Origin of the sequence: Streptomyces clavifer, assembly GCF_036345975.1 — a bacterium.
GTDB lineage: Bacteria > Actinomycetota > Actinomycetes > Streptomycetales > Streptomycetaceae > Streptomyces > Streptomyces clavifer.
Genome location: NZ_CP107793.1, coordinates 211,246 through 237,538, shown reverse-complemented (window position 1 = coordinate 237,538; position 26,293 = coordinate 211,246). Strand labels below are relative to the sequence as shown.

At 69.3% G+C, this 26,293-nt stretch carries 23 protein-coding genes; 9 read left to right on the top strand and 14 right to left on the bottom strand.

Translation table 11 applies throughout. From position 1 onward, the window contains the following. The first annotated feature begins 22 nt into the window (after window positions 1-22). From OG927_RS00935 to OG927_RS00925, 3 genes are all read left to right on the top strand, one after another. The gene (locus tag OG927_RS00935) at window positions 23-652 is read left to right on the top strand and encodes an NADPH-dependent F420 reductase (protein ID WP_056789937.1); all 630 of its coding nucleotides are present in this window, start codon (window positions 23-25) and stop codon (window positions 650-652) included. A gap of 66 nt (window positions 653-718) precedes the next feature. Next, window positions 719-1,330, top strand: coding sequence for an alpha/beta hydrolase (locus OG927_RS00930; protein WP_056789940.1), 612 nt, complete (start codon window positions 719-721; stop codon window positions 1,328-1,330). Between the two features lie 384 nt (window positions 1,331-1,714). Beyond that, complete coding sequence (locus tag OG927_RS00925) at window positions 1,715-2,968, top strand: ArsB/NhaD family transporter (RefSeq protein WP_330319512.1); 1,254 nt, start codon at window positions 1,715-1,717, stop codon at window positions 2,966-2,968. Window positions 2,969-3,282: 314 nt separating this feature from the next. Here OG927_RS00925 and OG927_RS00920 read toward each other — a convergent pair whose 3' ends face one another. The 6 genes from OG927_RS00920 to OG927_RS00895 form a co-directional block, all read right to left on the bottom strand. Further along, window positions 3,283-5,340 (bottom strand): beta-galactosidase, encoded by a 2,058-nt coding sequence (locus OG927_RS00920; protein WP_330319511.1) that lies wholly within the window; start codon window positions 5,338-5,340, stop codon window positions 3,283-3,285. After that, entirely contained in the window at window positions 5,337-6,233 is an 897-nt protein-coding gene (locus OG927_RS00915; protein ID WP_056789945.1) for a carbohydrate ABC transporter permease, read from the bottom strand. Before OG927_RS00915 ends, OG927_RS00920 begins: the two co-directional genes overlap by 4 nt. Beyond that, on the bottom strand, window positions 6,230-7,141 hold the full coding sequence (locus OG927_RS00910) for a carbohydrate ABC transporter permease (RefSeq protein ID WP_330319510.1): 912 nt from the start codon (window positions 7,139-7,141) through the stop codon (window positions 6,230-6,232). The genes OG927_RS00915 and OG927_RS00910 overlap by 4 nt, the downstream gene beginning before the upstream one ends. A 60-nt stretch (window positions 7,142-7,201) precedes the next feature. Beyond that, the gene (locus tag OG927_RS00905) at window positions 7,202-8,584 is read right to left on the bottom strand and encodes an ABC transporter substrate-binding protein (RefSeq protein ID WP_209471217.1); all 1,383 of its coding nucleotides are present in this window, start codon (window positions 8,582-8,584) and stop codon (window positions 7,202-7,204) included. Window positions 8,585-8,942: 358 nt separating this feature from the next. Then, the gene (locus OG927_RS00900; protein WP_056789953.1) at window positions 8,943-9,917 is read right to left on the bottom strand and encodes a LacI family DNA-binding transcriptional regulator; all 975 of its coding nucleotides are present in this window, start codon (window positions 9,915-9,917) and stop codon (window positions 8,943-8,945) included. 524 nt (window positions 9,918-10,441) lie between these two features. Next, the gene (locus tag OG927_RS00895; protein ID WP_124283421.1) at window positions 10,442-10,726 is read right to left on the bottom strand and encodes a DUF5133 domain-containing protein; all 285 of its coding nucleotides are present in this window, start codon (window positions 10,724-10,726) and stop codon (window positions 10,442-10,444) included. A gap of 308 nt (window positions 10,727-11,034) precedes the next feature. Here OG927_RS00895 and OG927_RS00890 point away from each other — a divergent pair, with 308 nt between their 5' ends. Next, window positions 11,035-12,696 carry a catalase gene (locus OG927_RS00890; RefSeq protein WP_056789958.1) on the top strand — a complete coding sequence of 554 codons (1,662 nt, stop codon included), beginning with the start codon at window positions 11,035-11,037 and terminating at the stop codon, window positions 12,694-12,696. A 595-nt stretch (window positions 12,697-13,291) separates the two neighbouring features. On the opposite strand, the gene OG927_RS00885 is transcribed toward OG927_RS00890, so the two are convergent. After that, window positions 13,292-13,936 (bottom strand): TetR/AcrR family transcriptional regulator, encoded by a 645-nt coding sequence (locus tag OG927_RS00885; RefSeq protein ID WP_330319509.1) that lies wholly within the window; start codon window positions 13,934-13,936, stop codon window positions 13,292-13,294. A 51-nt stretch (window positions 13,937-13,987) separates the two neighbouring features. Here OG927_RS00885 and OG927_RS00880 point away from each other — a divergent pair, with 51 nt between their 5' ends. Beyond that, window positions 13,988-14,932 carry an SDR family NAD(P)-dependent oxidoreductase gene (locus OG927_RS00880; protein ID WP_079100706.1) on the top strand — a complete coding sequence of 315 codons (945 nt, stop codon included), beginning with the start codon at window positions 13,988-13,990 and terminating at the stop codon, window positions 14,930-14,932. Between the two features lie 501 nt (window positions 14,933-15,433). Here OG927_RS00880 and OG927_RS00875 read toward each other — a convergent pair. The 4 genes from OG927_RS00875 to OG927_RS00860 all read right to left on the bottom strand — a co-directional run bounded on the left by OG927_RS00875 (window position 15,434) and on the right by OG927_RS00860 (window position 18,362). Continuing rightward, entirely contained in the window at window positions 15,434-15,775 is a 342-nt protein-coding gene (locus OG927_RS00875) for a DUF3140 domain-containing protein (RefSeq protein WP_056789966.1), read from the bottom strand. Next, entirely contained in the window at window positions 15,772-16,008 is a 237-nt protein-coding gene (locus OG927_RS00870; protein WP_056789968.1) for a hypervirulence associated TUDOR domain-containing protein, read from the bottom strand. The genes OG927_RS00875 and OG927_RS00870 overlap by 4 nt, the downstream gene beginning before the upstream one ends. Window positions 16,009-16,620: 612 nt before the next feature. After that, a complete protein-coding gene (locus OG927_RS00865) occupies window positions 16,621-17,232 on the bottom strand; it encodes a hypothetical protein (protein ID WP_330319508.1) in 612 nt (203 codons plus the stop codon). A 278-nt stretch (window positions 17,233-17,510) separates the two neighbouring features. Further along, on the bottom strand, window positions 17,511-18,362 hold the full coding sequence (locus tag OG927_RS00860; RefSeq protein WP_330319507.1) for a phytanoyl-CoA dioxygenase family protein: 852 nt from the start codon (window positions 18,360-18,362) through the stop codon (window positions 17,511-17,513). A gap of 112 nt (window positions 18,363-18,474) precedes the next feature. On the opposite strand from OG927_RS00860, the gene OG927_RS00855 reads away from it, so the two are divergent. The 3 genes from OG927_RS00855 (at window position 18,475) to OG927_RS00845 (ending at window position 21,479) form a co-directional block, all read left to right on the top strand. Then, the gene (locus OG927_RS00855; protein ID WP_330319506.1) at window positions 18,475-19,530 is read left to right on the top strand and encodes a LacI family DNA-binding transcriptional regulator; all 1,056 of its coding nucleotides are present in this window, start codon (window positions 18,475-18,477) and stop codon (window positions 19,528-19,530) included. A gap of 503 nt (window positions 19,531-20,033) precedes the next feature. Continuing rightward, window positions 20,034-20,891, top strand: coding sequence for a glycoside hydrolase family 16 protein (locus tag OG927_RS00850; protein ID WP_330319505.1), 858 nt, complete (start codon window positions 20,034-20,036; stop codon window positions 20,889-20,891). A 165-nt stretch (window positions 20,892-21,056) separates the two neighbouring features. Continuing rightward, the gene (locus OG927_RS00845; protein ID WP_330319504.1) at window positions 21,057-21,479 is read left to right on the top strand and encodes a hypothetical protein; all 423 of its coding nucleotides are present in this window, start codon (window positions 21,057-21,059) and stop codon (window positions 21,477-21,479) included. A gap of 196 nt (window positions 21,480-21,675) precedes the next feature. On the opposite strand, the gene OG927_RS00840 is transcribed toward OG927_RS00845, so the two are convergent. Beyond that, window positions 21,676-21,951 carry a GlsB/YeaQ/YmgE family stress response membrane protein gene (locus OG927_RS00840; protein ID WP_056789988.1) on the bottom strand — a complete coding sequence of 92 codons (276 nt, stop codon included), beginning with the start codon at window positions 21,949-21,951 and terminating at the stop codon, window positions 21,676-21,678. Window positions 21,952-22,683: 732 nt separating this feature from the next. Between OG927_RS00840 and OG927_RS00835 the strand changes: the two genes are divergently transcribed. After that, on the top strand, window positions 22,684-24,261 hold the full coding sequence (locus OG927_RS00835; RefSeq protein ID WP_056789992.1) for a hypothetical protein: 1,578 nt from the start codon (window positions 22,684-22,686) through the stop codon (window positions 24,259-24,261). 331 nt (window positions 24,262-24,592) lie between these two features. Here OG927_RS00835 and OG927_RS00830 read toward each other — a convergent pair whose 3' ends face one another. Together OG927_RS00830 and OG927_RS00825 are read right to left on the bottom strand one after the other, a co-directional pair. Then, window positions 24,593-25,294 carry a 2-phosphosulfolactate phosphatase gene (locus OG927_RS00830; protein WP_056789995.1) on the bottom strand — a complete coding sequence of 234 codons (702 nt, stop codon included), beginning with the start codon at window positions 25,292-25,294 and terminating at the stop codon, window positions 24,593-24,595. 445 nt (window positions 25,295-25,739) lie between these two features. Then, window positions 25,740-26,282, bottom strand: a complete 543-nt coding sequence (locus tag OG927_RS00825; protein WP_056789998.1) for a GNAT family N-acetyltransferase — start codon at window positions 26,280-26,282, stop codon at window positions 25,740-25,742. Between the last annotated feature and the right edge of the window lie 11 nt (window positions 26,283-26,293).

The following is a 26,293-nucleotide window of genomic DNA, read 5'->3' as shown; positions in this document are numbered from 1 at the left end:
GTCAACTAACGAGGTGGGAGTCATGCGCATCGCGATCATCGGAGCCGGAAACGTCGGCTCCGCCCTGAGTGCGGCCACCGTCCGGGCGGGACATGCTGTGTCGATCAGCGCGACCAGCCCCGACAAGGCGTCGGCAGTCGCCGCCGCCACGGGCGCGCACGCGGCGCGGGACAACGCCGCCGCCGTCGCCGACGCGGAGGTCGTGGTCCTGGCGGTGCCGGGCAACGCCGTGGAGGCCGTCGCCCGAGAGCTCGCTCCCGCACTGCCCGGCAAGATCGTCATCGACGCCACCAACCCGCTGAACGCCACCTACACCGACCTCGACATCGCGGAAACGGCCGCGGCGCAGAGCCTGCAGCGCAGTCTCCCCGGCGTACCGGTGGTCAAGGCGTTCAACACGGTCTTCGCCGGCCGGCTGGGCACTCCCGTCGAAGGGGATCTGCGGCTCACCGGCTTCTACGCCGGTGACGATGCCGAGGCCAAGAGGACCGTCGCCGAGCTCCTCGCCTCCCTCGGCTTCAGCCCGGTGGACGCCGGTGGACTGCGCATGGCCAGAGCGCTGGAGGAGATGGCCTTCCTCAACATCTCGCTCAACGCCGGCAACGGCTGGGCCTGGCAGACGGGCTGGGCGCTGCTCGGCCCGACCTCCTGAAGGAATCGGAACCATGACCGACATCACCCTGATATCCGCCCCCGACCTCACCGCGGGAGGGACCTCATGAGCGCCTTCGGAGCGCCTGTCGTCGCGACCCGAGGGGACGCGGAAGGACCGCTGGTCGTGCTGCTGCACGGCCGTGGTTCGCACGAGGGCGAGATCATCGGGCTGGCGGACGCCCTGCCGGACTCGCTCTCGTACGCCGCGGTGCGGGCGCCGATCGCGGAGAACGGCGGGTTCGCCTGGTTCGCCAACCGGGGGATCGGGCGTCCGGTTCCGCAGTCGCTCCGCGCAACCATGGACTGGTTCACACAGTGGCTCGACGAGGTGGCTCCGCCCGGCCGCCCGGTGTTCCTCGTCGGCTTCAGCGGCGGAGCCGCCTTCGCCGGCGGCCTGCTGCTGGACGATCCCGCTCGGTACGCGGGCGGGGCCATCCTCTACGGCACGCTGCCGTTCGAGGCGGGGGTGCCGACCGACGCCGGACGGCTGGCGGGGGTCCCGGTATTCGTCGCCCACGGCGAGCACGACCGCGTCATCCCCCGTGAACTGCTCGACAGGACCTGGGACTACCTGACGACCGGGTCCGGTGCTTCCGCCAGCACGCGGAGCGACCCGGTCGGCCACGGCATCGCCCCCGGCGCACTGACCGCCCTCGCCGCCTGGCTCAACGCATGAGACAAGGGCGGCCTGCCCGAATCAGCCGTGTGCGGGGCGGCCCTTCCACGTTGACGCTCTTCTCGCCGCGGAGCCTGCTCGCTCTGTCGCAGCACGACAACAGAGGCGTCACACGCGGCCGTCGACGGGGCGGCCGGTACCTGTCGCCCGACCGGGGGCGACAGCCGACGTGATGACCGCCATCCCCGGCCCCCTCCGCCGGTCCTGCTGATCAGACCCCGGCTCACGTCCCAGGCCGGGACGACCGCGCGGCAAGCGGCAACCGGCTGCCGAGTGCGTCCGTGCCGTCCAGGAGGCCCGCGGCCCGCCCGCGGTCGGACAGCTGATGAGCGGATCGATCTCTGCTGCGCCTCGATCGAGTCCGATGCCTGACAGCATCACCCCATGGCGAGAGACTCTGCTTGGCGGCAACTGTGGTCCGTCGGGCCCGGGGGTGACGGGCCGAAAGGCAACGCGCGGAGGCTGCATCCGCTCGACTGGGTCGCGGGCGGACTGCTGGCCCTCGGGCTGATCGCTGTAGTCACCGGTCTGCTGCCCACTCAGCCGGCCGCGGAGCAGATGCGGCGTATCGGTCCGCTCGTGGTGTTCCTCGGCACCGTGATCGTGATGGCTGAGCTGACGAGCCGGGCACAGGTCTTCGACGTGGTGGCTGCCTGGGTGGCCCGAGCGGGTCGCGGACGGTACGTGCTCCTCTTCGTGCTGTGCGTGCTGTTCGCCTCGCTCACCACGATCACGCTGAATCTGGACACGACGGCGGTCCTGCTCACCCCGGTCGTGCTGGCGCTGGCCGCCCGGGTGGGTATCGCGGCGGTCCCGCTGGCGATGACGACGGTGTGGCTCGCGAACACCGCGAGTCTGCTGCTGCCGGTGTCGAATCTGACGAACCTGCTGGCGGCCGACCGGGTGGCGCTCTCCCCGTCCGGCCTGGCCGCGGTGATGTGGCTGCCCCAGCTCGCTGCGATCGGCGTGACGGCGGCGTGTCTGTGGGCCTTCTACTGGAGGCGTGGGCGGCGCGGCCAGGACCGGTACACCCCGCCGGCGGCCCCGGTGGCCGAGGATCCCGTCCTGCTGCGGATCTGCGCGGTGGCATGTGCGGGGTTCCTGCTGGCGATCCTGCTCGCGGACGTTCCGCTCTGGGCTGCGTCGCTGACCGCGATGGTGGTCGTGGTCGCGGCCTTCGCCGTACGGGGGCGCGGGCGGGAACTGCGGCTGTCATTGGTGCCGTGGCGGCTGCTGGTTCTCGTGCCGGGCATGTTCCTGGTGGTGGAGACGGTCAACGCGCATGGTCTGCACGAAATGCTGGAGTGGGCTCTCGGCTCCGACAACGGGTTCGCGGGAATGGTGCGGTCGGCCGCGGTGGGTGCGGGGATGTCGAACGTCCTGAACAACCTGCCGGCCTACGTGGCGGGCGAGGCAGTCGTCCCGGCAGGGAACCGTGAGCAGCTGTTGGCGCTGCTCATCGGTGTCAACGTGGGTCCGCTCGTCACTCCGTGGGCCTCCCTGGCGACGCTGCTGTGGTTCGAGCGGTGCCGGCTGCACGGGACGCGGATCGACATGGGCCGCTTCCTGTGGACGGGGCTGGTGCTGTCCGCGACGGCGACACTGGCCGCGGTCTGCGCGCTGTGGCTGGTCAGCTGACCCGGGCCCGGACGCATCGGCATCCGGGCCCGGGTCGCTCAGCCCTGAGCTGCTGAACCGGGCCCCGAAGCCCGTGCCCATCCGCCGCCGACCGCATCGGTGGCCGCGAGGAGGGACCGGTCGGCCGGGCGAGCCCTGGAGGCCCGCCCCTTTTTTGCTCCTACGGTCCCGGTGGAGGACTTCGGAGGAACACGGGCGGGCGTGCCGCGCGGGACCGCGTGCCCGGCACGCTCTGATGCTGTACGGGCACGCGGTCGTACGCCGCTCATCCGCTTCCCCGTTCCCGGGGAAGCGGATGCTCTCGACAACGGACGTCAGCGGGCCCCTTCCCGGTGTAGTGAAGCCTGTTGGGGTACTGCCCGCTCCCTGAGGACCACGACGTCCCCCGCCGGGAGGCTCACGTACTCCGGCAGTGCCGAACCGTCGAGCGGTGTGTGGCCTGCGACGGGGATGCGCACCTCGCGGTCCGTGTGGTTGACGAGGAAGAGGTAGGAGCGATCGCCGGCGCGGCGGCGTACGGCCTCGATGCCGGGTGGTACGGCCGCCGCGGGCTCGGCTCCGGCCTCCCGGCACACAGCGTCGAGCAGATCGCGCAGGGATTGCGCGGGCAGCGCCGCCGCGGCGTACCAGCCGACGCCGCTGCCGTAGGAGTGCCGGGTCACGGCGGGGCCGCCGCGGGCGGGGCCCCCGTCGGGGCCGTCGGCGAACCGCAGCCGGGCGGTGCAGCCGCGCGACGCGACCCGCTCGGACCACAGCAGCGCGCGGGAGCCGTCGGACAGCAGGGCCGATTCGCCCTGCCGCAGCGGGAGGTACTCGTCGACGACGAGGCCCAGCAGGTCGCGGAACGCACCGGGGTACCCGCCGGTGCGCACCCGGTCATGGGTGTCGACGGCCCCGCTGAAAGGGCCGAGGACGGCGTGGCCGCCTCCCCGCACATAGGAGTGGAGGGCGTCGGCGTCCGCGTCGGACACCAGATACAGGCTCGGCGCGAGGACGGCCCGGTACCGGCTCAGGTCGGTGTCCGGTGCGACCAGGTCGCAGGTGACGCCGAGGTCCCACAGCGCCCCGTACCAGTCCCTGACCGTGTCCAGGTAGCGCAGGTGCTGCGAGGGCCGGGCCTCCAGCTCCAGTGCCCACCAGGCGTGCCAGTCGAAGAGCAGTGCCACGTCCGCCTGCACACGGGTGCCGCGCACCTCGGACATGGCGCCGAGCTCGGCGCCGAGGGAGCTGACCTCGCCCCAGGTGCGGGTACCGGTGCCGCCGTGCGGCAGCATCGCGGAGTGCCACTTCTCCGCGCCCGCCCGGGACTGCCGCCACTGGAAGAAGAGGATGCCGTCGGCGCCGCGGGCCAGGTGGGTCAGGCTGTTGCGGCGCATCTCGCCGGGCTCTTTCGGCACGTTGACGGGCTGCCAGTTGACCGCGGAGGTGGAGTGCTCCATGAGCAGCCAGGGGCGGCCGTCGGCCATGCCGCGGGCGAGGTCGGCGTTGAGTGCGAGGTCGATGTGGTTGCCGGGGTCCGCCGCCACCAGGTAATGGTCCACGGAGACGATGTCCGACTGCCGGGCGAAGGCGTGCCCGTCGACCTTCTTCTCCAGGGTGCCGAGCAGGTTGGTCGTGATCGGGATGCCGGGGGAGGCCTCCCGCAGCAGCGCGCTCTCCGCACGGTGCCGGGCGAGCAGGGCGTCGGAGGAGAAGCGCCGGTAGTCGAGTTCCTGGCCGGGGTTGCGGAAGGCGGTGGTGTCGCGGGGCGGGTCGATCTCCTCCCAGTCGCCGTAGCGCTGTCCCCAGAAGTCGGTGCCCCAGACGTCGTTGACCCGGGCCGGCGTCGTGTAACGGTCGCGCAGCCAGGTACGGAATGCCGCAGCGCTGGTGTCGCAGTAGCAGAGGGCGTTGTGGTTGCCCCACTCGTTGTGCACGTGCCACATGACGACGGCCGGATGGTCCGCGTAGCGTCTCGCCAGCTTGCCCACGACGGCGTCGGCGGCCCGGGCGTAATCGGGACTGCTGGGGCAGAACGCCTGCCTGCTGCCGTGGCTCAGCCGGGTACCCGACGCGGTCAGCGGCAGTGAGCGGGGGTAGGCCTTGCTGAACCAGGGTGGCGGGGCGGCGGTGGGGGTGGCGAGGTCGACGGCGACGCCGGCGGTGTGCAGCAGGTCGATGACCGTGTCGAGCAACGCCCAGTCGTACGCTCCCGGGCGGGGTTCGATGCGGGACCAGGAGAACACCCCGACGGTGACGAGGTTGACTCCCGCCTCGCGCATGAGGCGTACGTCCTCGTGCCAGACGTCCTCGGGCCACTGCTCCGGGTTGTAGTCGCCACCGTAGGCGATCCCGCCGAGCCGGTCCGCGAGCGTGCTCATCGGATCCGTCATGACTTCACCGCCCCGGCGGCCAGGCCCGCGCGCCAGTAGCGCTGGAGCAGCAGGAAGGTGATCACGATCGGGACGACCGAGACGAGCGCGCCGACCAGGGTCAGGGTCTGGAGCTCCGGGGCCCTGCTGGTCTGGGACTGCCAGGTGAACAGGCCCAGGGTGACCGGGTAGAGCCGATCGTCCTGAAGCATGATCAGAGGAAGCAGGAAGTTGTTCCAGATGACGACGAACTGGAAGAGGAAGACGGTCACCAGGGCCGGGGACATCAGGCGCAGAGCGATGGTGCGGAAGATGGTCCACTCGCCGGCGCCGTCGATCCGGGCCGCCTCGATGACCTCGTCGGGGATCGACGCGGCGGCGAAGATGCGGGACAGGTAGACACCGAACGGGCTGACCACACTGGGCAGGAACACCGACCAGAAGGTGTTGGTGGCGTCCACCTCGGCGAACAGCAGGAAGAGAGGGAGCGCCAAGGCGGTGGCGGGCACCAGGACGCCTCCCAGGATCACCGAGAAGATCGCCTCCCGGCCCTTGAACTGGTATACGGCCAGGGCGTATCCGGCCATCGCGGCGAGCAGCGTGCCGACCGCCGCGCCGGCCCCTGCGTACGCCAGGCTGTTGCCGAGCCAGCGGAGGTAGATGCCGTCCTGCTGGCTGAAGAGAGCGGTGAGGTTCTCGCCCAGGTGCCAGTCGGCGGGGAGCAGGCCGGCTGTGGTGACCAGGTCGCTCTGGCTCTTGGTCGCGGCGATCAGCAGCCAGTAGACGGGCAGCAGCATGTAGCCGGCGACCAGCGCCATGAACACGAGCACGGGCACGCTCGACAGCGCGGGTCCGCGACGCGGACGGGTGGTCGCGGGAGCGTGTGCGCCCTCGGTACGGGTGAGGAGGGTCATCCCTGCCTCCTGGCAGTGAAGCGGAGGAACAGGAAGGACAGCGCGAAGGTGGCCACGGCGAGGAGCACCGACAGGGCCGCGGCTTCGCTGTAGTGGTCACCCGCCGCGAGCGAGTACGCGGCGAGGTTCGGTGTGTACGTGCTGGTCACACTGGTGGAGATGGCACGGAACACCTGCGGCTCGGTGAACAGCTGGAAGGTGCCGATGAGGGAGAAGACGCCGGTCAGCACGAGGGCCGGCCTGATGACGGGCACCTTGATGCGCAGAGCGATCGTCCACGCTCCCGCCCCGTCGACCCGGGCGGCCTCACCGAGGTCCGCGGGCACGGCCTGCAGTGCCGCGTACATGATCAGCATGTTGTAGCCGGTGTACGTCCAGGTGACGACGTTACCGATCGACCACAGGATGGCGTCGGGGCCGAGCAGGTCGACGTCGACCTGCGCCGAGCGGAGCAGGTCGACGACGGGGGACAGCTGCGGGTCGTACAGGACGGCCCACATCAGGGCGGCCACGACGCCCGGGATGCCGTACGGGACGAAGTAGACCAGGCGGAAGAACCGCTTGAGGCGCGCCACGGCGGAGTCGAGCAGCAGTGCGAGGGTCAGCGCGAGGGCGAGCATCACCGGTATCTGCACCAGGCCGAAGAGCGCCACGCGTATCAGGCTGTCGACGAAGAACGGCTCGGCCATGACGTCGGCGTACTGCTGGAACCCCGCGAAGACCGTCTCGGCGCGGCCGAAGGTGCCGCCACGGCGCTCGGTTTTGTGCAGGCTCTGCCAGAACGCGTAGCCGACCGGCACCAGCGTGAACAGCACGAACGGGATCAGGAACGGGGCGAGGAACGCGAACGGTGCGAGGGTGCGGTGGCGGCGGGGAGCCGCCGCCACCGGGGTTCGGGTGGTCTTCACAGGTGACTTTCGGGTTGGGTCCTACCAGCGGGGCGGAGCGGGAGAAGACCGGCCGGAGAGTCAGTCCGTCACGTCCAGCGACTGCTTGCGCAGTGACTCGGTGCTCTGCGAGTCGGTGTCCTTCAGCACGTCGCCCAGCGTGCTGCCGCCGCCGGTGGCCTTGGCGGTGCCGTCACTCAGGAAGCGGTAGGTGTCGGTCATGGTCGGGCCCCAGGTGAAGTCGGTGTCCACGTTCCCCGACGCCTGTGCGAACACGTCGAAGATCGGCTGCTTGCCGTAGAAGTCGACCGGCTCCTTCAGCGCGGGCAGTTCCAGACCGCTCTTGGCTGCGGGGTAGAGACCGCCCTCCTGGTTGAGGATCTCCAGTGCCTTGGCGTCGGTGTTGAGCCACAGCGCGAACTTCGCCGCCTCGGCCGGGTGTTGGCTGTCCTTGAGGACGGCGGTGGTCGAACCACCCCAGTTGCCCGCCTGCTTCTGGCCCTTCTCCCACTGCGGCATGGGTGCGACGGCCCACTTGCCGGCGGTTGCCTTGGCGTTGTCGCGAATGGTGCTGTACCCCCACGCCGCGCTGATCCATGTGACGACCTCACCGTCGTTCCAGGACTTGTACAGGGCGGGGGAGAAGCCCTGGAGATCGGTGGCGACGAGCTTGTCGTCGATGAGCTTCTGCCAGTAGTCGGCCACTTCGCGACTCTCGGGCCGGTCGACGGTCACTTTCCACTTGTCGCCGTTGCGCTCGAACATGGGGGCTTTGTTCTGCCACAGCAGGCCGGTGAACCAGTTCGGGTCGGTCTGCGAGAAGTGGGTGATGTACTGACTCTTGTTCGCCGCCTTGATCTTCCGGGCTGCGGCTTCGTACTCCTCCCAGGTCGTCGGCGCGGCCAGGCCGAGCTTGTCGAAGACGTCCTTGCGGTAGAAGAGCGCCATCGGGCCGGTGTCCTGGGGCACCGCCCACACACCGTCCTCGCCCCCGGCGCCGAAGTCCACCTGTGACCAGGTCCAGTCGACGAACTTCGAGCCGGCTTCCTCGACGCCGTCGCACTTCGCGATGTCGATGAGTCCGCCCTTGAGGCGGAAGCTGGCGAGCGAGTCGTACTCGATCTGTCCGAGGTCGGGGGCCTTGCCGGCCTTCAGGGCGTTGGACAGGTTCTGGTACGAACCGGCGTTTCCTGACGGCGTCGTCTTCAGCTTGACCTGGATGTCGGGGTTCTCGCCGTTCCAGACGTCGACGGCCTTCTGCATGCCCGGCACCCACGACCAGTAGTCGAGAGAGACCTTGCCCGAGGCGGGTTCGCATGCGGCGCCCGCTGCCGCGTCGGCCTTGTCGTCCGAACCGCCGCTGCACGCGGTCAGTGCCGCAAGGACGAGAACCACGCCCCCGGCCACGCCGCCTCGGACGACGGACCTGCGACGGGTGACCGAAACGCGCTTGCGAACTGCCATGAGATCGCTCTCCTTTGAGCCGGGGGTGTCACGCCTGAGTGGGTGACGGCGGCTACTTTCACTACAGAGATCAACGAAAGTCAACACCTCCGGCAAACTTTGCCCGACACCGCGACCTGTTCGTGATGCGCTGGAGTGAGGGGTTGACCGCCGGACATGGCGCTTGAGCTGCGCATACTCCGCCAGGATGTCGACTGTCCGCCCGATGCAGGAAAAGACGTAATCGATTACGTCTAAAACGATTCAGTTCGTGAGTGTTCTGTTCGGCGGAGGTCCGAGAGGGCAGTTCGCCGTCATTGGACGGGTCGGGTGCCTACGGTGCGATCGGAGGATGGGCGGGTCGAGGGAAGGACCGGAATCAGATGGTTCCGCGCGAGATGAACTCCGCCTTGACCCGCACGGTCCTCCGCGCCACTCGACCATCGGCACGCTCGACGAGAAGCCGCGCCGCAGCCCTTCCCACGTCGGCAGCCGGATACCTGACCGTGGTCAGACGGGGACGCACCAGCGACGCGAACGACGCGTCGTCATGGCCGACCAGTGCCACGTCACCGGGAATGCCGACACCCAGTTCCTCTGCTTTGTCCATCGCGCCGATCGCGACGACGTCGTTCGCGCAGAAGACCGCGTCCGGCCGATGCTTCATCCCCATCAGATACGCGAAGCCCGCTGCCCCCGCCTCCCGGGTATGCTCACCGCGCACGATCAGCCGGCCAGGGAGCGTGATGCCGAACTGGACGGCCAGTGCTCGCAGCAGCTCCAGTCGCGGGTCACCGCCGGTGGCGTCCCGGGGGCCGGCGATCATGGCGATGCGGCGGCGTCCTGCCCGCGTCACCTCTGTCAGCGCCGCACGCATGGCGGCCCTCGCGTCCGGTGTCACCAGGTCCATCTCGCCGAAGGGCAGGTCGGCACTGACGACCGCGGGGACACCGGCCTCGGACAGGGGCAGGAAGTCCTTGGCCACAAGCCGGAACGGAGTGATCACGACACCCGCGAACCGCTGCTGGACCGCCTCGCGCAGATACGCCCGCTCCTCGTCCCGGTCCGCCTTCGTGTCACAGACCATGACGTGGAGACCGAGCGTTCTCAGTTCCTCCTGGAGGGAGGCCGCGAGCTGGGCGTAGAAGGGGTTGGACAGGTCGGGCACAATCAGTGCCACGATGCTCGAACGGCCCGTTCGCAGGCTCCGCGCCACCGTGTTGACGGAGAACCCGAGCTCGGCGATGGCCGCTTCGACCGCCCGCCGGGTCTCCTCCGCGACCGCCCGTTTACCGGAGAGAACGTAGGACACGGTCGCAGTCGAAACTCCTGCAGCGCGGGCGACATCGGCCATGGTGACCCGAACTACCAATGCACATCCACCCTTCGTACGGCTCGTCACCTTACTTCACACGGCGATACCGCAGGTCACGCGCCCGGTTCAGAAGGGTTCCGGGTGGTGGATGTGCCCCGGGTCCGGTCCGGTGCTACGGCGCTGATCACGGTGAGCGCGGCTCAGGGCGGGCTTGCGGCGGCCGGTCGGGTCGCCCGGCCCGAGTTCCGGAACGAGGTCAGCACGGGTCGGAGAGCGCCCTGGAGCCCGGCCCCCCGGATGTCTGGCGCCACGGGCTTGACGGCCTGCGCGCCGTGTAGGCGCAACGGTCTCCGACGGGGGACGCGCAGGCAGCACCGGCAGCCCCGGCCTCGGCTATAAGGACTTGTCCGGCGTCCGTGGATCACCCCCCCCGAAGACCGGACGATCCGAAGGTCGACGGACGACCCGAAGGCCGACGGACGAGCCGTCGTTACGGACGAGCCGTCGCTACTGCAACAGGATGGCTGGCTGGTCGCGAGCGCAAGGTTGGGGGCCTTCCGCTGTCAGACCGGCGCCGGCCCGTGCAACTCGTCGGCGCCGGTCGTTCCGGCGGCGCTCTCCACCGCAGTGCGCAGCGAGTCGTCTTCCGGGCGGGCGCCGGGCAGCCGGTGGCGGGCGGCGATCAGAGCGGCGTCGACGTCACTGGTGCCGGTGGAGACGCAGAGCGTGTAGACGATGTCGTCCAGCCGCCGGCGAACCTCTTCGTCTCCGTTCTCCGCCTGCAGAATACGAAGAGTCTCGTACTGCTCGATGAGGTTGCGCAGGACCGCGGGGTGGGCCAGCAGCACCGTCGTCTCCGTTTCGCCGTTATGCACGTGTGAGTCACTCGCTGAGCCGCGTACCCCGCACCGCCCTCGTCACACGGGGCGTGCCCGCGCGCGCGCAGGCCGGACAGGGGTCTGCGCTGCCGTGGCCCGTGAGCGGGGCGAGTCGGACCGGCCGCAGCGCGTGCCTGCATCGTCCGACGGCGGGTTCGGCAGCCAGTCGGACCGTTCTGGCGCGGCGTATGGCGGATATTGTCACTTTTCGACTACCCGTCGCACTGATCGGGGAATCAGTCGGTCCACATGACCTCGAAAGAGAAAAGGGACGGACTGTGAGCGGTGCGGAAAAGGGAGCGTCCGGCGAGGACACCACCGGGCGGCCGGTGCTGACCAACCGGCAGGGGCATCAGGTATACGACAACCAGAACCAGCGCACGGTGGGAGCCCGAGGTCCCGCGACCTTGGAGAACTACCAGTTCCTGGAGAAGATCAGTCATTTCGACCGGGAGCGCATCCCGGAGCGCGTCGTACACGCCCGTGGAGTGACCACGTACGGCTTCTTCGAGGCGTACGGGAAGTGGGGCGACGAACCGATCGGAAAGTACACGCGTGCCAAGCTGTTCCAGGAAGCGGGGAAGCGCACGGACGTAGCCGTGCGGTTCTCCACCGTGATCGGGGGCAGGGACTCCTCCGAGGCCGCCCGTGACCCGCGGGGGTTCGCGGTGAAGTTCTACACCGAGGACGGCAACTGGGACCTGGTCGGCAACAACCTCGGGGTCTTCTTCATCCGCGACGCCCTCAAGTTCCCCGACGTGATCCACGCCCTCAAGCCCGATCCCGTGAGCCACGAGCAGAAGCCCGCCCGGATCTTCGACTTCATGTCGCAGACCCCGGAGAGCATGCACATGCTGGTGAACCTGTTCAGCCCGCGCGGTATCCCGGCCGACTACCGCCACATGCAGGGGTTCGGCGTCAACACCTACAAATGGGTGAACGCCGACGGCGACACCGTGCTCGTCAAGTACCACTGGATGCCGAAGCAGGGCGTCAGCAGCATGACCGAGGAGGACGCGGCGAACGTGCAGGCGTCCGATCTCGGGCACGCGACGAAGGACCTCTACGAGGCCATCGGGCGTGACGACTTCCCCGAGTGGGAGCTCCTCGTCCAGATGATGTCCGACGACGAACACCCGGAGCTCGACTTCGACCCCTTGGACGACACCAAGACCTGGCCGGAGCAGGACTTCCCGCCCCGGCCGGTGGGACGGATGGTCCTGAACCGGGTTCCGGACAACTACTTCGCGGAGAACGAGCAGGCATCCTTCGGAACGGGTGTGCTGGTCGACGGGCTCGATTTCTCGGACGACAAGATGCTGGTCGGCCGGACCTTCTCGTACAGCGACACGCAGCGGTACCGGGTGGGCCCGAACTACCTGCAGCTTCCCGTCAACCAGGCCAAGCACGCCCGCGTGGCGACCAACCAGCGGGACGGTCTGATGGCGTACGACAACGGCCATGGCGGCGAGAACCCCGAGGTCAACTACGAACCGTCGATCACCGGAGGTCTGAGAGAGGGCTCGTACCCCACACATGACGAGCAGGGACCAGAGATCCACGGCCGTCTCACCCGGGCCAGAATTCCGCGCACGAACGACTATCTGCAGGCCGGCCAGCGCTATCAGCTGATGGAGCAGTGGGAGCGCGACGACCTGGTCAAGAACTTCACTGACCTGTTCGCCCAGTGCACCCGCCCGGTCCAGGAGCGAATGGTCTGGCACTGCCTGATGGCGGAGAACGAGCTCGGCCTGCGCGTCGGTGAGGGTCTGGGCATCGGCGCCGGGGACGTCGCACACCTGTCACCGCTCCTCACGCAGAACCTCGATGACGAGGAGCGCAAGCGGCTCGCCCGCCTCGGCGACAATCCGCCCCGTGACGTCACCGGCCTCACCATGACGCATTGCGTCCCCAACAAGCGACACACCGTCAGCCGCTGAACCCCGCGCGCTGCGCCCACACGCGCAGTGCCACGTGGAGCGCCGCCGTGTGCCGCCGGGACCGGGCCGTCCCGCACGGCCCGGGCGCTTGACCGCCCTCATCGATGGAGGCGGGCCGTCCGGGCCCGGAAGGAGCCCGGGCGGCCCGTGGACGGCTGTGACGGCCCGGCCGATACCAGGATCCGTCACCTGGGCACGGCGCGTCCGGTCCCTCCACGTGTGCGCGTGCGCGTCCTTGTCCGAAGAGGGTGGCCCGATCCCTCCGGGCGCGGCGCCCCGACCGGCCGTGTCCGCGAGGATCCGGTGCGCCGACTTCGTGAACCCTGCTTCCCAACGCGGTCGCGCGCGCCGGCTCCGAAGCGCCGAGGGTGGCGGGCTCGTCGGCGGTCGACCGTCGGACCATCCCGCGGATTCATGAACGGATCCTGAGCAGGGCCGAGGCACACGGCTCCGGGGCCGATGTCGGTCCCGACCGACGTGGTTGCCGCCCCCTGCTCAGGACGACAGGACGGCGGCGTCCGGGACAGTGCCCTCGTAGGCGGCTCGGATCGCGCACGGGCGACGTAGGGGGCGACAACGAGCCGCGGGGGTGGCGCTATGCCGTTTCGCCGACGTTCGCGACCATGCGGACGACGGTGTCCACGAGCTCGTCGGCGCTGGTGCGCCACACGTCTGTGGCGAGGTGGCCGCTGAGCTCCATGCCTGCGATGCCGTGGGCGCTGGTCAGCAGCAGGGCGCCGTAGTGCCGTGCGTTCTGTGCGCCCACGAGGGCGGCGACGACGGCCAGGAACTCGTCCTGGAAGCGTTCGGTCGCGCGGACGGCCGCAGCTGTGTCATCCGCCGGTGCGCAGAGGCGCCGGACGCGATCGAGCCCTTCGCTGCGTTGCCCAGGACGGTCCCCGCGCCGTCTGAACAGCAGTTGGTACAGGTGTGGCTGGCCCCGGCCGACACCGATGAGAGCGTGAAGAGCGCCGCACAGCCTCTCGGAGGCCGAGAGCGCCGGATCGGTCCGCAGGGCGCGCACCTGGTCGCTGATCCGATCCCAGCCCTCGGTCGCGACGGCGGTCAGCAAACTGTCCTTGTCCGCGAAGTGACGGTACGGCGCGCCTCGTGTCATGCCTGCCCGCGCGCCCACCTCGCGCAAGGTGACCGCTTCGGGGCCGCCGAGGTCGAGGAGCTCACCCGCCGCGTCGAGCAGAGCGCGGCGGGTGAGGGCGGCGGACTCCGCACGGGTGACCATGACGCCCATCTTACAGTTGACGGTGTCATCCGAACTGCTACTGTCATTCAGGTGACAACGTCATCTGAAAACGAGAAGCTCATCGTCGTAACCGGGGCCTCCACGGGCATGGGCGCGTCAGCCGCACGTGAACTGGCTGGCCAGGGATTCCACGTCCTGGCCGGGGTACGGCGCGACCGCGATGCGGACGCCATACGATCGGCCGGCATCGAGCCGGTCATCCTCGACATCACCAAGTCCGACCACGTGGAGGCACTCGCGGCACGGGTCGCCCGCGACCCACGCGCCCTGCACGCGCTCGTCAACAACGCCGGCATACAGGTGAACGCACCGGTCGAGTCCTTGCCGATGGCGCAGTGGCGATGGGTGTTCGAGGTCAATCTGTTCGGCCACATCGCCGTCACCCAGGCACTCCTGCCCGCGCTGCTGCGCAGCAAGGGGCGCGTGATCAACATCAGCTCGGTCGGCGGCAAGGTCGCCATGGCCACCTACGGCGCGTACGCAGGCGCGAAGTTCGCTCTGGAGGCGGTCAGCGACTCGCTCCGCCGGGAGGTCGCACCGCTGGGCGTGCACGTGGTCGTGGTCGAGCCGGGCGGCGTCCGCACGGAGATGGCCGCCCGCGGGATCACGACGGCGAACGATCTGGCCGCCAATATGACGCCGGAGCAGGATGAGCGCTACGGGAGCCTGGTCGAGGCGACCAACACGCTGATGGCCACGGGTACGTCGTCGGGTGTGACCGCCGACGCCGCCGCCCGGGTCATCGCGAAGGCCGTGACGACCCGTAGGCCGCGCACCCGCTACACGATCGGCCGTGATGCCGCGCTGGTCACCCGGCTGGCCCGGATACTGCCCGACCGCACGCTCGACCGCGTCACCGCCGCCAACCTGCGTCGCCACTACCCGAAGGGCGGTGGCGGCGCCAACGCGGAGCGTCGATCTCCGTTCCTGGGCCTCTGTACACAGCCGGACAGGCATGGCGAACCCGCTGGGTGAGGGGCGCACACGACGGGATCGGCGAGAGCCACCGGGCCCGGTGTCGGGGAGCCATCCCGGCACCGGGCCCAGGACGTGCTCAGCGAGATCGGCTGGAGCCGTTCCTGCCTCGTGGTGGTGCGCGAGGCATCCGGGGTTCGGAGGCCATGCAAGCAGGCACGCGCCGTGCGACAGCGGACGCTGAGGGGGCGAGCCGCGCGACGCGGGGTTCTTCCCGTACCTCGCCGACCACGCGCCCTGCCGAGGGGGGCGCCCCTGGTCAGTCCCTGTCTCGCTCCGACGTTGTTCCGGCTGTCGCTGCTTCGGCACCATGATCGCTGCTTGCCGGTTGGACCAGGTCGTTCACCAGATCGGGTCTCCCGGACATGCGCGGTCGCACACAGCCGTCCGAACCGGAAAGAACCTCCGGCGAGGAACCGCACATCTGTGCCACAAGCCGCGCCGTGTACGAGCACGGTGTGCGGGCCGCCGCCCGGCCGGTAACGGGGAGGGGGCGACAGGCTACTTCCCGGGGTCGTGACCCCAGTTCATCAGGGAGTAGCGCCACCGGGTGTCCGTGACATCTCCCTCGGGCCGCTGTTCGACGTGCCGTCGGACGTAGCCGCTGACCTTGCGCATGTGGGCGAGATCGCCGTCGCCGAGGTCCGCCTTCCTGGTGCGCAGCAACTCCACGATCCGGCGGCCCGAAGCGTGGCCCGTCGACTCGCCACCGCCATCCTTCTGACCCACCTCGCGCGACTCGTCAGTCTTGAGCCACTTCTCGAGCTCGCCAGCCGTCATGTTGACCGCCTCGCCGAACTGATCAAGGGTTTCCTGCCGCTCCTCGTCGTGCTTGCCGCTCATGAACCGCCACCCTTCTTGCGGAGTGAGCCGGGCTTGTGTACCGCGGACTTGCCCGTCTTGTCGCTCTCCACCTCGTACTGCGGTTCGTCCTTGGAGGCGTCCACGGTTCGGCCGGCGGCCTCGGTCCGCTCGTCGACTTTCCGTGTCACTGTGCCTTCGACGTCCTGCCCATGGCTCTTCCACGTCACGTCGTCGCCCTTGGAGAGCTTCTTGTTCTTCCGCTTGTCGGCCATGGCAACGTCCTCTCTCTCACCGGCACCTCGGGCCGGTTCCGCCCGGCACTCGCCCGGCTCCGCCAGCATCACCGCCGTTCGGCCCCGGCGCATGCCGGAGGCGCGTGGTGTCGGGAGAAGGGGAGGTCGGCGGCGTACCCCACCCGTACGGTGGTCCTGGTCTCCGCCCCGGCCGTGCGACGCCCGGTCTTGGCAGCTCTGCGGCGATGGTGCCGCACGGGCCGCCCTGCGGCCATCCAGGACGGGCGCCTGTCGGACGGGTGAGGTCACGGACCGGCGGGACACACCGGCTCAGTCGTGGGACGCGGCCCGCAACGCACGGGGAGGAAGGCGGGCAGACGGGCGCGAATGGGCGATCCTGGGGGAGACGTGCACGCGATCGCCTACGGCCGACCGGTTCCGTTCGGCCTGCCGCGGGACTGCCGGCTCTCCGTCGGGAAGCGGAACACGTGCAGACCATCTGCCGTGCGGTAGTCATGCAATGCTCGGGTTGGCTGATTCGACCAGCGTGTCGTGTTCCTGTTGCTCACCTCTCCCTTCGTTGCGTCCCGCCGCGCCGGGTCACTGGCGTGACGTGGCCGGCCTGAGCGGTTCGGGAGGCCCGACCAGGAATCATGCCTGGCTGGAGAGAGGGCTCCTCAGCTCCGTACGGAGACGGATCGAGGTGTCGACGAGCAGTCGGGTTCCGTTATGGCGAAGCTCCTTCGCGTAGTTCGCGACGAGGTCGAGATCCCGCAGCTGCCGGCGCAATTCGGAAGCCAGTGCCTCGTCCGGATCATGCGCGAGCTCGACGTCTTCCCGTTCGGCCGCGTACTCGAGCTGTTGATCAACCGCCTCCACCGCTCGCTGACTGGTCCAGTTCGCGAAGTCGCGGCAACCGAACAGGTAGGCGTGCGCGGCATGCAACGTAGCCGCGGCGGCCGACTCGTCCGCATCGTCGGGCCCGTCCTGGCCGTCGTTGTGGCAGTACTCACTGAGCATGTACTGGGCCACACCGCGCTTCACGGCCGGGTAGGCCGTCGGGTCGCCGAGAACGCCCTCCCACACAGAGTTCAGCAGAGGGCGAAGGCTCACGGTGAACGGCGCCTGCTCGTCCGCGGGCAGCGCCTCGTGCCCACGCATGAGGCGTTCCGCGACGCCAGTGGCAAAGACGCCGCGCTCAGCGGACGATGCCTGCTCCAACCGCGCCTCCACCAGTGCCGCAAGCTCTTGCCACGTGTCCATGCGAGCCGTCCCGGGATCGTGAAATCAGCGTGTGCGCTGCGACCACGATCATGGCATTCACCAGTGACAACGCGTCCTGGGGGCTCTCGGACGGGAGAGCGTGAGCGCATTCCGACGGGTACGGGTCCCGCGTCGGTGATGCGTGTTCCGGGCGGACCCGGAGCACCCGTCGCGGCGCCGACCGGGAGGGGGCTGCGAGCGTCCCCGAGTGGGCGACGACCGGCCGAGGCCTTCGTGCAGGTGGAGCAGGGTGTGGGGCATCGGCGCTGCCGGGGGGTTCATGCGTCGCCCATGACCAGGCCCTCGATGGTGTGTTTCTGCGTCATGGGCGTCAACTCGTCCACGATGGGGCAGTCGAGGTGCCGACGCACCCGGTCGGGGAGTGTCTCCCAGTAGCTGCGGGTCACGGCGGTGTCGTGCCGGTCCCCGTTGTGCGCCTCCGGCCCGTCCACCCCGAGGACGAGCACGGGGCGGGGTTGTGCGGAGTGGTTGGTGGTGCCGCGATGGATGGTCAGCGCTGACCGGGCCGAGATGTCGCCGCGCTGCGGGTACTTGCGGACGGCCCGCTCCTCGTACCGGCCGTAGAGCGACTTGGGCGGGAACATGCCGTGCCCGAACTCGGGGCTGTCGTCCCACTGGGTTCCGGGCGCGATCTCGAACGGGCCCATGTCCTCGCCCGTGTCCACCGTCGTCACGTTGACGGCGAGGGAGGTCAGGCGCCGCTCACGGCGCGTCTCCTCCGGGATGGGAAAGTCGCGGTGCCAGGGCTGATTCACCGCGCCCTCCAGCGGCACGTCGAACCCGAGTTCCACGATCCGGTAGTCCGGCCCCAGTGCCGCGGTGCACAGCGAGCGCACCCACGGGTGGTCGACCAGCTCCACGAATCCCCGGATCTGCTCGGGGTGCACCTCCACGTAGTAACGGTTCGGGCCGCGTCCGACAGCCCCGCCCGGGCGGGCAAGCGCCTCCTGGAAGGCTCGGTTCACGTCCTCGCCGAGCCGGTTGACCCACTCTGTCGCGAACGCCCCTTTTCGCGCTGTGATGCCGTCCCTGTAGAGAGTGTCGATGTCCGCTGACACGTCGATGTCCAGACTCTCGGCGGAGATGCCGGGAAAGGTGTGTACGCCCATGGTGTGGCTCCTTGCGCTAGAAGGTGCAGCCATATTGCAACGTTGAATGCGACGTTGCAATAGTCGTGCGGAATCTTGGTGGCCAGCGGTGCCACGTGCGAGGATGGGGCGCGTGAGCAGCCGCCTGAAGGACGTCGCCGCCCTCGCGGGGGTATCGACACGAACCGTGTCGAATGTGGTCAGCGGCTCGGCCCCGGTGGCCGCGGAGACGCGGGCGCGGGTCCAGGCCGCCCTCGATGAGCTCGGGTATCGCCCGAACATGGCCGCCCGCAGTCTGCGGGCCGGTCGCACCGGCCTGATCGGCCTGGCCATTCCGGAACTGCACTCGCCCTATTTCGGCGAACTCGCCAGTCTGATCGTCGAGGCCGCCCAACAGCGCTCGTGGACCGTTGTCATCGACCAGACCTTCGGAGACCCGCACGCTGAGAAGCGCCTCCTGGAGGGCGTCGGCAGCCGTCTGGTGGATGGTCTCGTCATCAGTCCCTGGTCGCTCGGTCCGGAGGAACTGAGCGACCGGTCCAGGGACGTCCCGGTCGTCCTCCTGGGGGAGCAGCCGCCCCGGGGACTGGCGGATCGCGTCGCCGTCGACAACGTTCTCGCGGCTGATGAGGCGACGACTCATCTGATCGAGTCGGGGCGCAGGCGCATCGCCGCGATCGGTGTGCAGCCCCACCTGCACAACGAGACAGCCAGGCAGCGCCTGGCGGGCTATCACCAGGCACTGCGACGCGCCGGGCTGCTTCCGGACCCCCACTTGGAGAAGGCCGTGACGGCTCTGCACCGAGCTGACGGGGCCTCGGCAATGGCCGCTCTCCTGGAGGCCGACACGCGCCCGGACGCGGTTTTCGCCTTCAGCGACGAACTGGCCCTGGGAGCACTGCACATCGCCCACGAGCGAGGCGTACGCGTCCCGCAGGACCTCGCCGTGGTGGGGTTCGACGGAACCGAGGACGGAAGGTACGCCAATCCGCCTCTGACCACGGTCGTGCCGGACAAACGGCAGATCGCCGAGCGTGCCCTGCAGTGCCTTGCCGACCGCATCTACAGCCCCGCGTCAGCGGTGCCACCACAGGACGTAGTGATCTCACACCACCTGGAGAAGCGCGCGAGCAGTGGTCCCGCGCGCCCCCCTGTCGACGAACATCGCGGCAGCCGTCTGATCCTGTAGTGCTGCTGCCGGGAACACAGAAGCGCTGCTGCGATCCGGCCCGTGCCTCCTTCGGCGCCACCGGTAGGTGACCTCTCGGCTCGCCGGACGGGACTTGACGGGCCTTGAGGCGCCGGGGGGACCGGCTGGGCAGCTCACCACCACGCAGGCAGGGTGCATGCGCGCGCCGTCTCGCCCGTCTACCGGCCGCACCCCGGCAACGGCAGAGCACGCTTGCCGTCACGGGACGGCCCTCCAGCAGGCTTCGCCGGACGGCCGGGCCGACGTCCCCGCCAGTGCGTACAGCGCCGATGAGCCGATCCTGGCTACGGGCAGTGATGGCCGTACTCGTCGCCGGCGGGGCGCCCCGTCCCCCGTACCGCACACCCGCCGTCGCCTCGAATGGTGTTGCTTCGTAAAATTCTTACGGTGTGAGGCTCTTGGCCTGCCCGGCCCCGGCACCACGCGCCGGACGGGCAGACCGTACGCACCGCATTCCGCACGACCCCTCAGGAGCAGCTCGCGTGATCAATCGACGGCTCCCGGCACTCCTGTTGGCGCTGGGCGGACTGCTGTGCGGATGTTCGGCCGCTCCGGCCGACACGCACTCTCCCTCGGCCGAGGAAAGGCCCTTCTGGCGGGACGAGTTCGACGGATCGGCGGCCGCCCGTCCGTCGGAGGAGTCCTGGAACACCGAAACCGGAAACCGGGACGCCGAGGGGTGGGGCAACAACGAGCTGCAGTTCTACACGGATGACGTGGCCAACTCGGCCCTCGACGGCACGGGAAACCTGGTGATCTCGGCGAGGCCGGCTCCCGCCGAATCCGAGCTGCCCTGCTACACACAGGAGTTCTGCACCTGGACGTCGGCCCGCCTGACCACCGAGGGAAAGGTCGCGCTCACCCGTGGTCGTGTGGAGGTCCGCGCGAAGATGCCCACGGGAACGGGGCTGCTCCCCGCGATCTGGATGCTGGGCGACAACGGCGTCGAATGGCCGGGGCAGGGGGAGATCGACATCTGTGAGGTGGTCGGCGGTGAACCGCGAACGGTCTACGGCACCGCCCACGGGCCGACCTACTTCAACGAGAACGGGATCGGAGGCTCCGCCACTCTTCCGGCCGACGCGTCGCAGGCGTTCCACACCTACGCCGTCGACAAGGAGCCTCACCGCATCACATGGTCCGTGGACGGGGAGCCGTATCTCACCCTGACTCCGTCGAAGCTGCCGACGCCACGCGACTGGGTCTTCGAACAGGACATGCACCTGCTGCTCAACGTCGCCGTGGGAGGCGACTGGCCCGGCTCTCCCGACTCCTCGACGCCGTCGCCCGCGAAGATGACGGTCGACTACGTCCGCTTCTACGGCACGGGCCGCGCGTGATGCTCCACCGCTCATGGGCAAGGTCGGTCCGGAGGTGCGCTCCGGGGTCCGTTCTGCGGGCCTGTCCGATGACCACAGGGGTGTGAGAAGTCGACTTCCGGACTCCGATTCCCTGTCGTGTGGCCCGTCGATCCCGCAGGCACGGAGTGGAGGGCTGAAGGCGGAATGAAACGCGAGCAGGCCGGTGTCCAACTCCCTGAGGGGGCCTGGTGGGACTGGGAGGTCCTGGCCTGGAATGCCGGTCAGTTCCGTCTTGCGGCCGGAAACGACCTCACCTATCACCACGGCTTGGAGCTGGTCTTCAGCGATCCGGCCTTCGTCAGTTGTCCGGTGATGTTTCACGACCCTGTCTTCCGGGTGGCGACGAGCCAGGAACTGGTGCGCGTTGTTCGTCAGCTCGGCGAGGAGCCGCCCGTGCCTGTCGCTTTCGAAGCGGATGCGGGCGGTCGGGCGCCCGTCTCCTGTCTCATTGCCGCGGAACGGTTCGAGGTCGTGCATGAAACCGTTCTTCGCTACTGGCGGGACGACGCAACCCCTGGTCAGCGCTTTGCCTCGTGGGTGCGGCCTCCGGTGAAGCCGAGGGAGTGAGCTGTGCGGCCGTCGCCGGGGCGGGCGGCGCGAAGGCGGGCGGCGCGAAGACCACAGCCTCGTCGGATCGTCGGCCGAGACGCCGGCAGAGCTGTTCCATCATGCGGTTGCAGGTGGTACACGGATCCGCCGAACCGCAAGTGGCTCCGCCCTCCGGTGTGAGGGGGAGCCACTTGAGATGGTGCGGGCCGCCGGGTCAGGCGCGACGGGAATGCCGGTTCCCGGTGATGACCCGGTACAGGGCGAGAAGAATGATGGAGCCTGCGATAGCGGCGATCCATGTCGAGAGGTCGAAGAAGCCGTCGATGGAGTCGACGCCGAAGATGACCTTGCCGAGCCAGCCGCCGAGGAGGCCTCCCGCGATGCCGATGAGCATCGTGATGATGATGCCGCCGGGGTCCTTGCCCGGCATCAGGGCCTTGGCGATAAGGCCGGCGAGCAGTCCGATGATGATCCAGGCCAGAATGCCCATGATGCGTCTCCTACCTCTGTGTATAAAGTTGGTGTTAGGTGCCGTCTTTACCGGCCTGAGGTTTCCAAACACTCAGAGCGGCAGCAAAGCGGACGACCGCCGGCGGCGCGGCCGTGTCACGCCTGCGCCTGCCTCCCGGCGCCAGGTCAGCGCTGCTCGTCACTACCGACGAGGCGTGTCCGCGGCGCGGACCGGTGCTGAGAGCCGAGCATGATCCGAACGAGCGGCCCTGGGGCGACGTGCTGCGCGCACCTCGGTGTGCACCTTCCCCGTCTGCTGGGTGCCGGCTGACCCCGGCGGCACCGGACGTGCCGGGTTCGCATGTCTCGGCCGACTGCTACTGATGCGCTTGTTCGCCACCACCTCACACGGCGCGATCGGGTCGAGCACGTCATCGACGACCACGACCATGGCCACGACACCGCGAGCCGAACCGGTGCGGACGGCTTCGCCCCGAAGAGGGACGGCGTGCAGCGGTTGTGGCATCCGCGAACACCTCGTCGGCCGCTGGCCCACGTCCGGACCCTGGGGACCGGGAGATCCCTCATCCTGCGCGAGGACGCCCGGTGGCCGCCCCTACGCAATGCACCGCGATCAGGTGGTGTGACGACCGATCGCGTCCACCACAACGCGTCCTACAGCATCCGTGCGGAATTTCCCCGCTGCACCCCTGCCGTTGGCTAGGCCTGGCTACCTTCGCCTCGGCCGGTCCGGTACTAGCGAGGTATATCCATGAGCACTCCGATCCAGCGCACGTCCCCACGGCAGTCCGTAGCAGTCCTGACGTCGGCCCGGCAGCGTCGGGAAGGGAGCAGGATCGGGAATACGTCCGCACGCTCGACGGAGCACGCCCTCCTCGAGATGCAGTCCCGCGCCGGCAACCGGGCCACGACCGCGGCGGTGCAGCGTGCCCGGGACACCTCGGGTGGGAGGGCGGCGGAGAGCGGCAGCACGTCCGCCCCGGCGAAGAAGAAGGACTATCGCGACCGGCTCGCCGGGCTCCTCGACAGGTTCAAGAAGAATCTCGAGCCCATCGACACCTTCATCAAGGGATTCCAGACTCCCAGCAACGCGGGGCTCACCCAGCAGGCCGCCGTCGCGGCCAACGAGGGCCTCAAGCACTCCGCCGCCGCCTCGGGGACCTCCGCAGCGTCGGGGAACCTCCTGACGGAGGCCGCCGGCACCGTGGTCAGCGGCATGGACGCGTACAAGAACATGAAGGACGCCAAGAAGTACGAGACCGGAGCCAACCACCACACGGCGAAGAAGAAGGCCAAGACCAAGGGTGCCGACACGGTCGTCGGTGCGGCCGGCTCGGGAAGCTACAGCGCTGCCATTGCCAAGGAGGTGACCAAGATGCAGAAAGCGGCGGACGCTGCCGTGGCATCCGAGGCGAGCGGTATCGCCAGTGCTTCCATCGGTGCGATCAAGGGTATGCGGTCCGCCTTTCGCGTCGGGGGAGCGGCCCGCAAGTACAAGCAGGTCAAGAGCCTGGGAGACCCCCATCTCGTCCACGCGGGGTCACTGGCCCGGCTGAACGAGTCGCGGGAGCAGGCCAACTGGGCCGCAGCGGAGGCCTACGTCGCGCTGGACGCCTACTGGGGGCATGAGGGCCCGGGTCGGCTGGAGCTCGTCTCCGAGGCCGTCGACGCCGCTTGGGAGGCGATGGGTGAAGCCCGTGACGCCGCCGAGAGCCTCCAGCGCGCCGAGAAGGACGTGGAGATGCTGAGCACGGTGCAGGGGTACGCGAAGAAGAAGCAGATCGCCAAGATGGGCAAGGAGACGATCGGCGGTGGCGGCGAGTCCACCAAGGCCGCGGCGGGCGTTGTGACGGCGGTAGCGGCGGGAACAGTCGGGCTCGCGAGCAACCCGGTCGGATGGGGCCTCGCAGGGGCCGGGGCCGGCCTCGTCCTCGGCGTCACCATGTACAAGGCGCTCCGCGCCGCCACGAAGCGCTACGAGGAGGTCCACCACCCCGAGCGCTGGGCGCCGAAGGGCGAGACCCCTGAGGAGGCCGCGTCCCGCAAGGAGTCACTGAAGCATGCCCTGAAGTTCTGGAAGAAGGTGTCGAAGGGCGAACGCCAGGCCATGGCGCGCGAGATCTACGCCTTGGCGGCGGGCCCCGACATCTCCGGGAGCGGCAACACGACGGCCGAGATGCGGGAGTCCGCCAGGGCCCTGCTCATCGCTCTCAAATCCGGCCCCGCCAAGCACAAGCTGGAGCCGGAGGCGTGGGCCGAGACCCTCAACGACCCGGCGAAGACCGCACATTGGATCAAGGAGATCGGGGAGCAGCTGGCCTCGGGCTGATCCGGAGGCATCACCGCTGTGGCTGGGCGAGCGGGCGAGGACGCACTGCGGTCCGGCCTGCCGTGGTACGCGCTGCGTGCCGTGCGGAGCCGTTGTCCTGCCTGATGGCGATCGTGATCGACGGGCTCACAGGCTTCCTCGCCCCAGACCTGGTCCTCCTCCCGCCCCGGCACGAGGAGCTCATTCGACTCAGCGGAGCCGCTGCCCGCACCCTGCCCGTCGGTTGCCCACCGCCACCTCGGTCCCCTGTCATCGCGAGATGCGGTTGATGCCGCGTACTCGACCGGATGCCGCCTCTCGCACGGTGGCGCGTGGCAAGCCGCACCTGCAGTCAGATTGCAGCCTCGTCTGCCGGTGCGGGCACGGCGTGCGGACGGAGGACCATGAGCGACTCCTCCAAGGTCGCCACCATGGCGAAGGGGAACCGGTCGAGTTCAAGACAGAGGGCGACGTCGTCAGGATGGGCCCCTTGGCGCGCCCCGTCCCTCAGCTCGGCGGCCGCGCGCGACGTGCCGGCGCGGCGGAGGAAATCGGCTGCGGGCGTCCCGGCGCCGGTTGCCCTCCCGGCGATGTACTCGGCGCACGCCAGATCTTCGTCTGCTTGCCCTCCGTCGCCGGTGACCACGAATGTGACGCTTTCACACTGCTGCGTCCGCAGGACCCGAGCCGTTGCCTCCGCCACCACGAAGCCGGCGCACAACACCAGCGACGCCTCCTTGACCGCGAGGGCGCCGACTGTCCCTGCCGTGGTCTTCTGCACGACGGTGCGTCCGCCGAGGTCGATCGACCTCAGCAGACCCGGCGAGTTGACGGTGTCGAACCCCGCCGCGGGTGGACCGTCCTTGAGTGCCACCCAATCCGGGTGGGTGGCCTTGAGGACCATGGCTTCGTCCAGCGACTCCGCAAGAACGATGCTGTCCGCCCCTTGGGCAAAGGCCCAGGCAGCCACCGTGAAAGCACGCATGACGTCGACTACGACCGCCACGGACGGGGCGTCGGTCAACTCGGCGGTGCCGAGGAAGCGAGCATCCATTCCGTCATGATCGCGCATGCCGACTCGAGTGACCCGGGCTGAGATGCACTTCACATCGATGGTGGCGGAATGTGACATCTCGGGGCCCGTGTCATGAAGGCAGGGTGCAACGACACTGGCTGTTCTCGATATGCCGCCGTGCGGCGAGCTCCGATGGCACCGGAGCGTCAGGACGTCACTTCAGTGATCCATAGGTCGTGACAATTGATCGAGGGGTGAGCGGGATTTCGGCGCGCCTCGTCCTTCTGGTGTGCTGCCGGGCCGTGACGGGGGACGACTCAGGGTGCGGCGCCAGGTCGGCTGTCGGCGGCGCCGGGGTGACCCTGTGACCCGCTTCCGCACAGGGCCCGGCTGCTGCGGCAAGGCACCCGGGGCGGAACCCCCGTCTTCCCGCTGGTCCCCGGGCTCCGGAGCGGGCCGCCGGGTGGTCGTGACGGAGCCAGGGTCAGGGGCGGTCCAGGCCCCACGTCTCCAGCGCGTACGGCCGGCCCTTCTCCTCGCCCGTGATCAGCGGCACGTCGAGCAGCCTGAAGCCCGCCCCGGTCGCCACGGCGACGCTCGCGGCGTTGTCCGCCTCCAGCTCCAGGATGACCTGCGCCGCGCCCAGCTGTTCGAAGGCGTACGTCGCCATCAGCCGTACCGCCCGCGTCGCGAGCCCTCGGCCCCGGTACGCCGGGCCTACCGCGTAGCCGAGCTCCGTGCCTTCGGGGGCGCGCCGGAGCATGACCTCGCCGAGCGGTGCGCCGCCGTCGGTGGTGATGGCCAGCAGGATGGTCGTGCCGTCCTTCCGGAGCTGTCGTGCGCGGTCCAACCGGGCGTGGGCGGCGGCTTCGTCGAACGGCGAGACGATGGGTGTCCAGTACGCGATGTCGGGGTGGTCGAACAGCTCCCGCATCGCGGCAAGGTCGCCCTCCGTCCAGTCGCGCAGAACGAGTCCCTCGCCGGAGAGGTTGATCCGCTCGGGCAGGGATGGCGGGTCGCTGTGCATGGTGGGCCCTC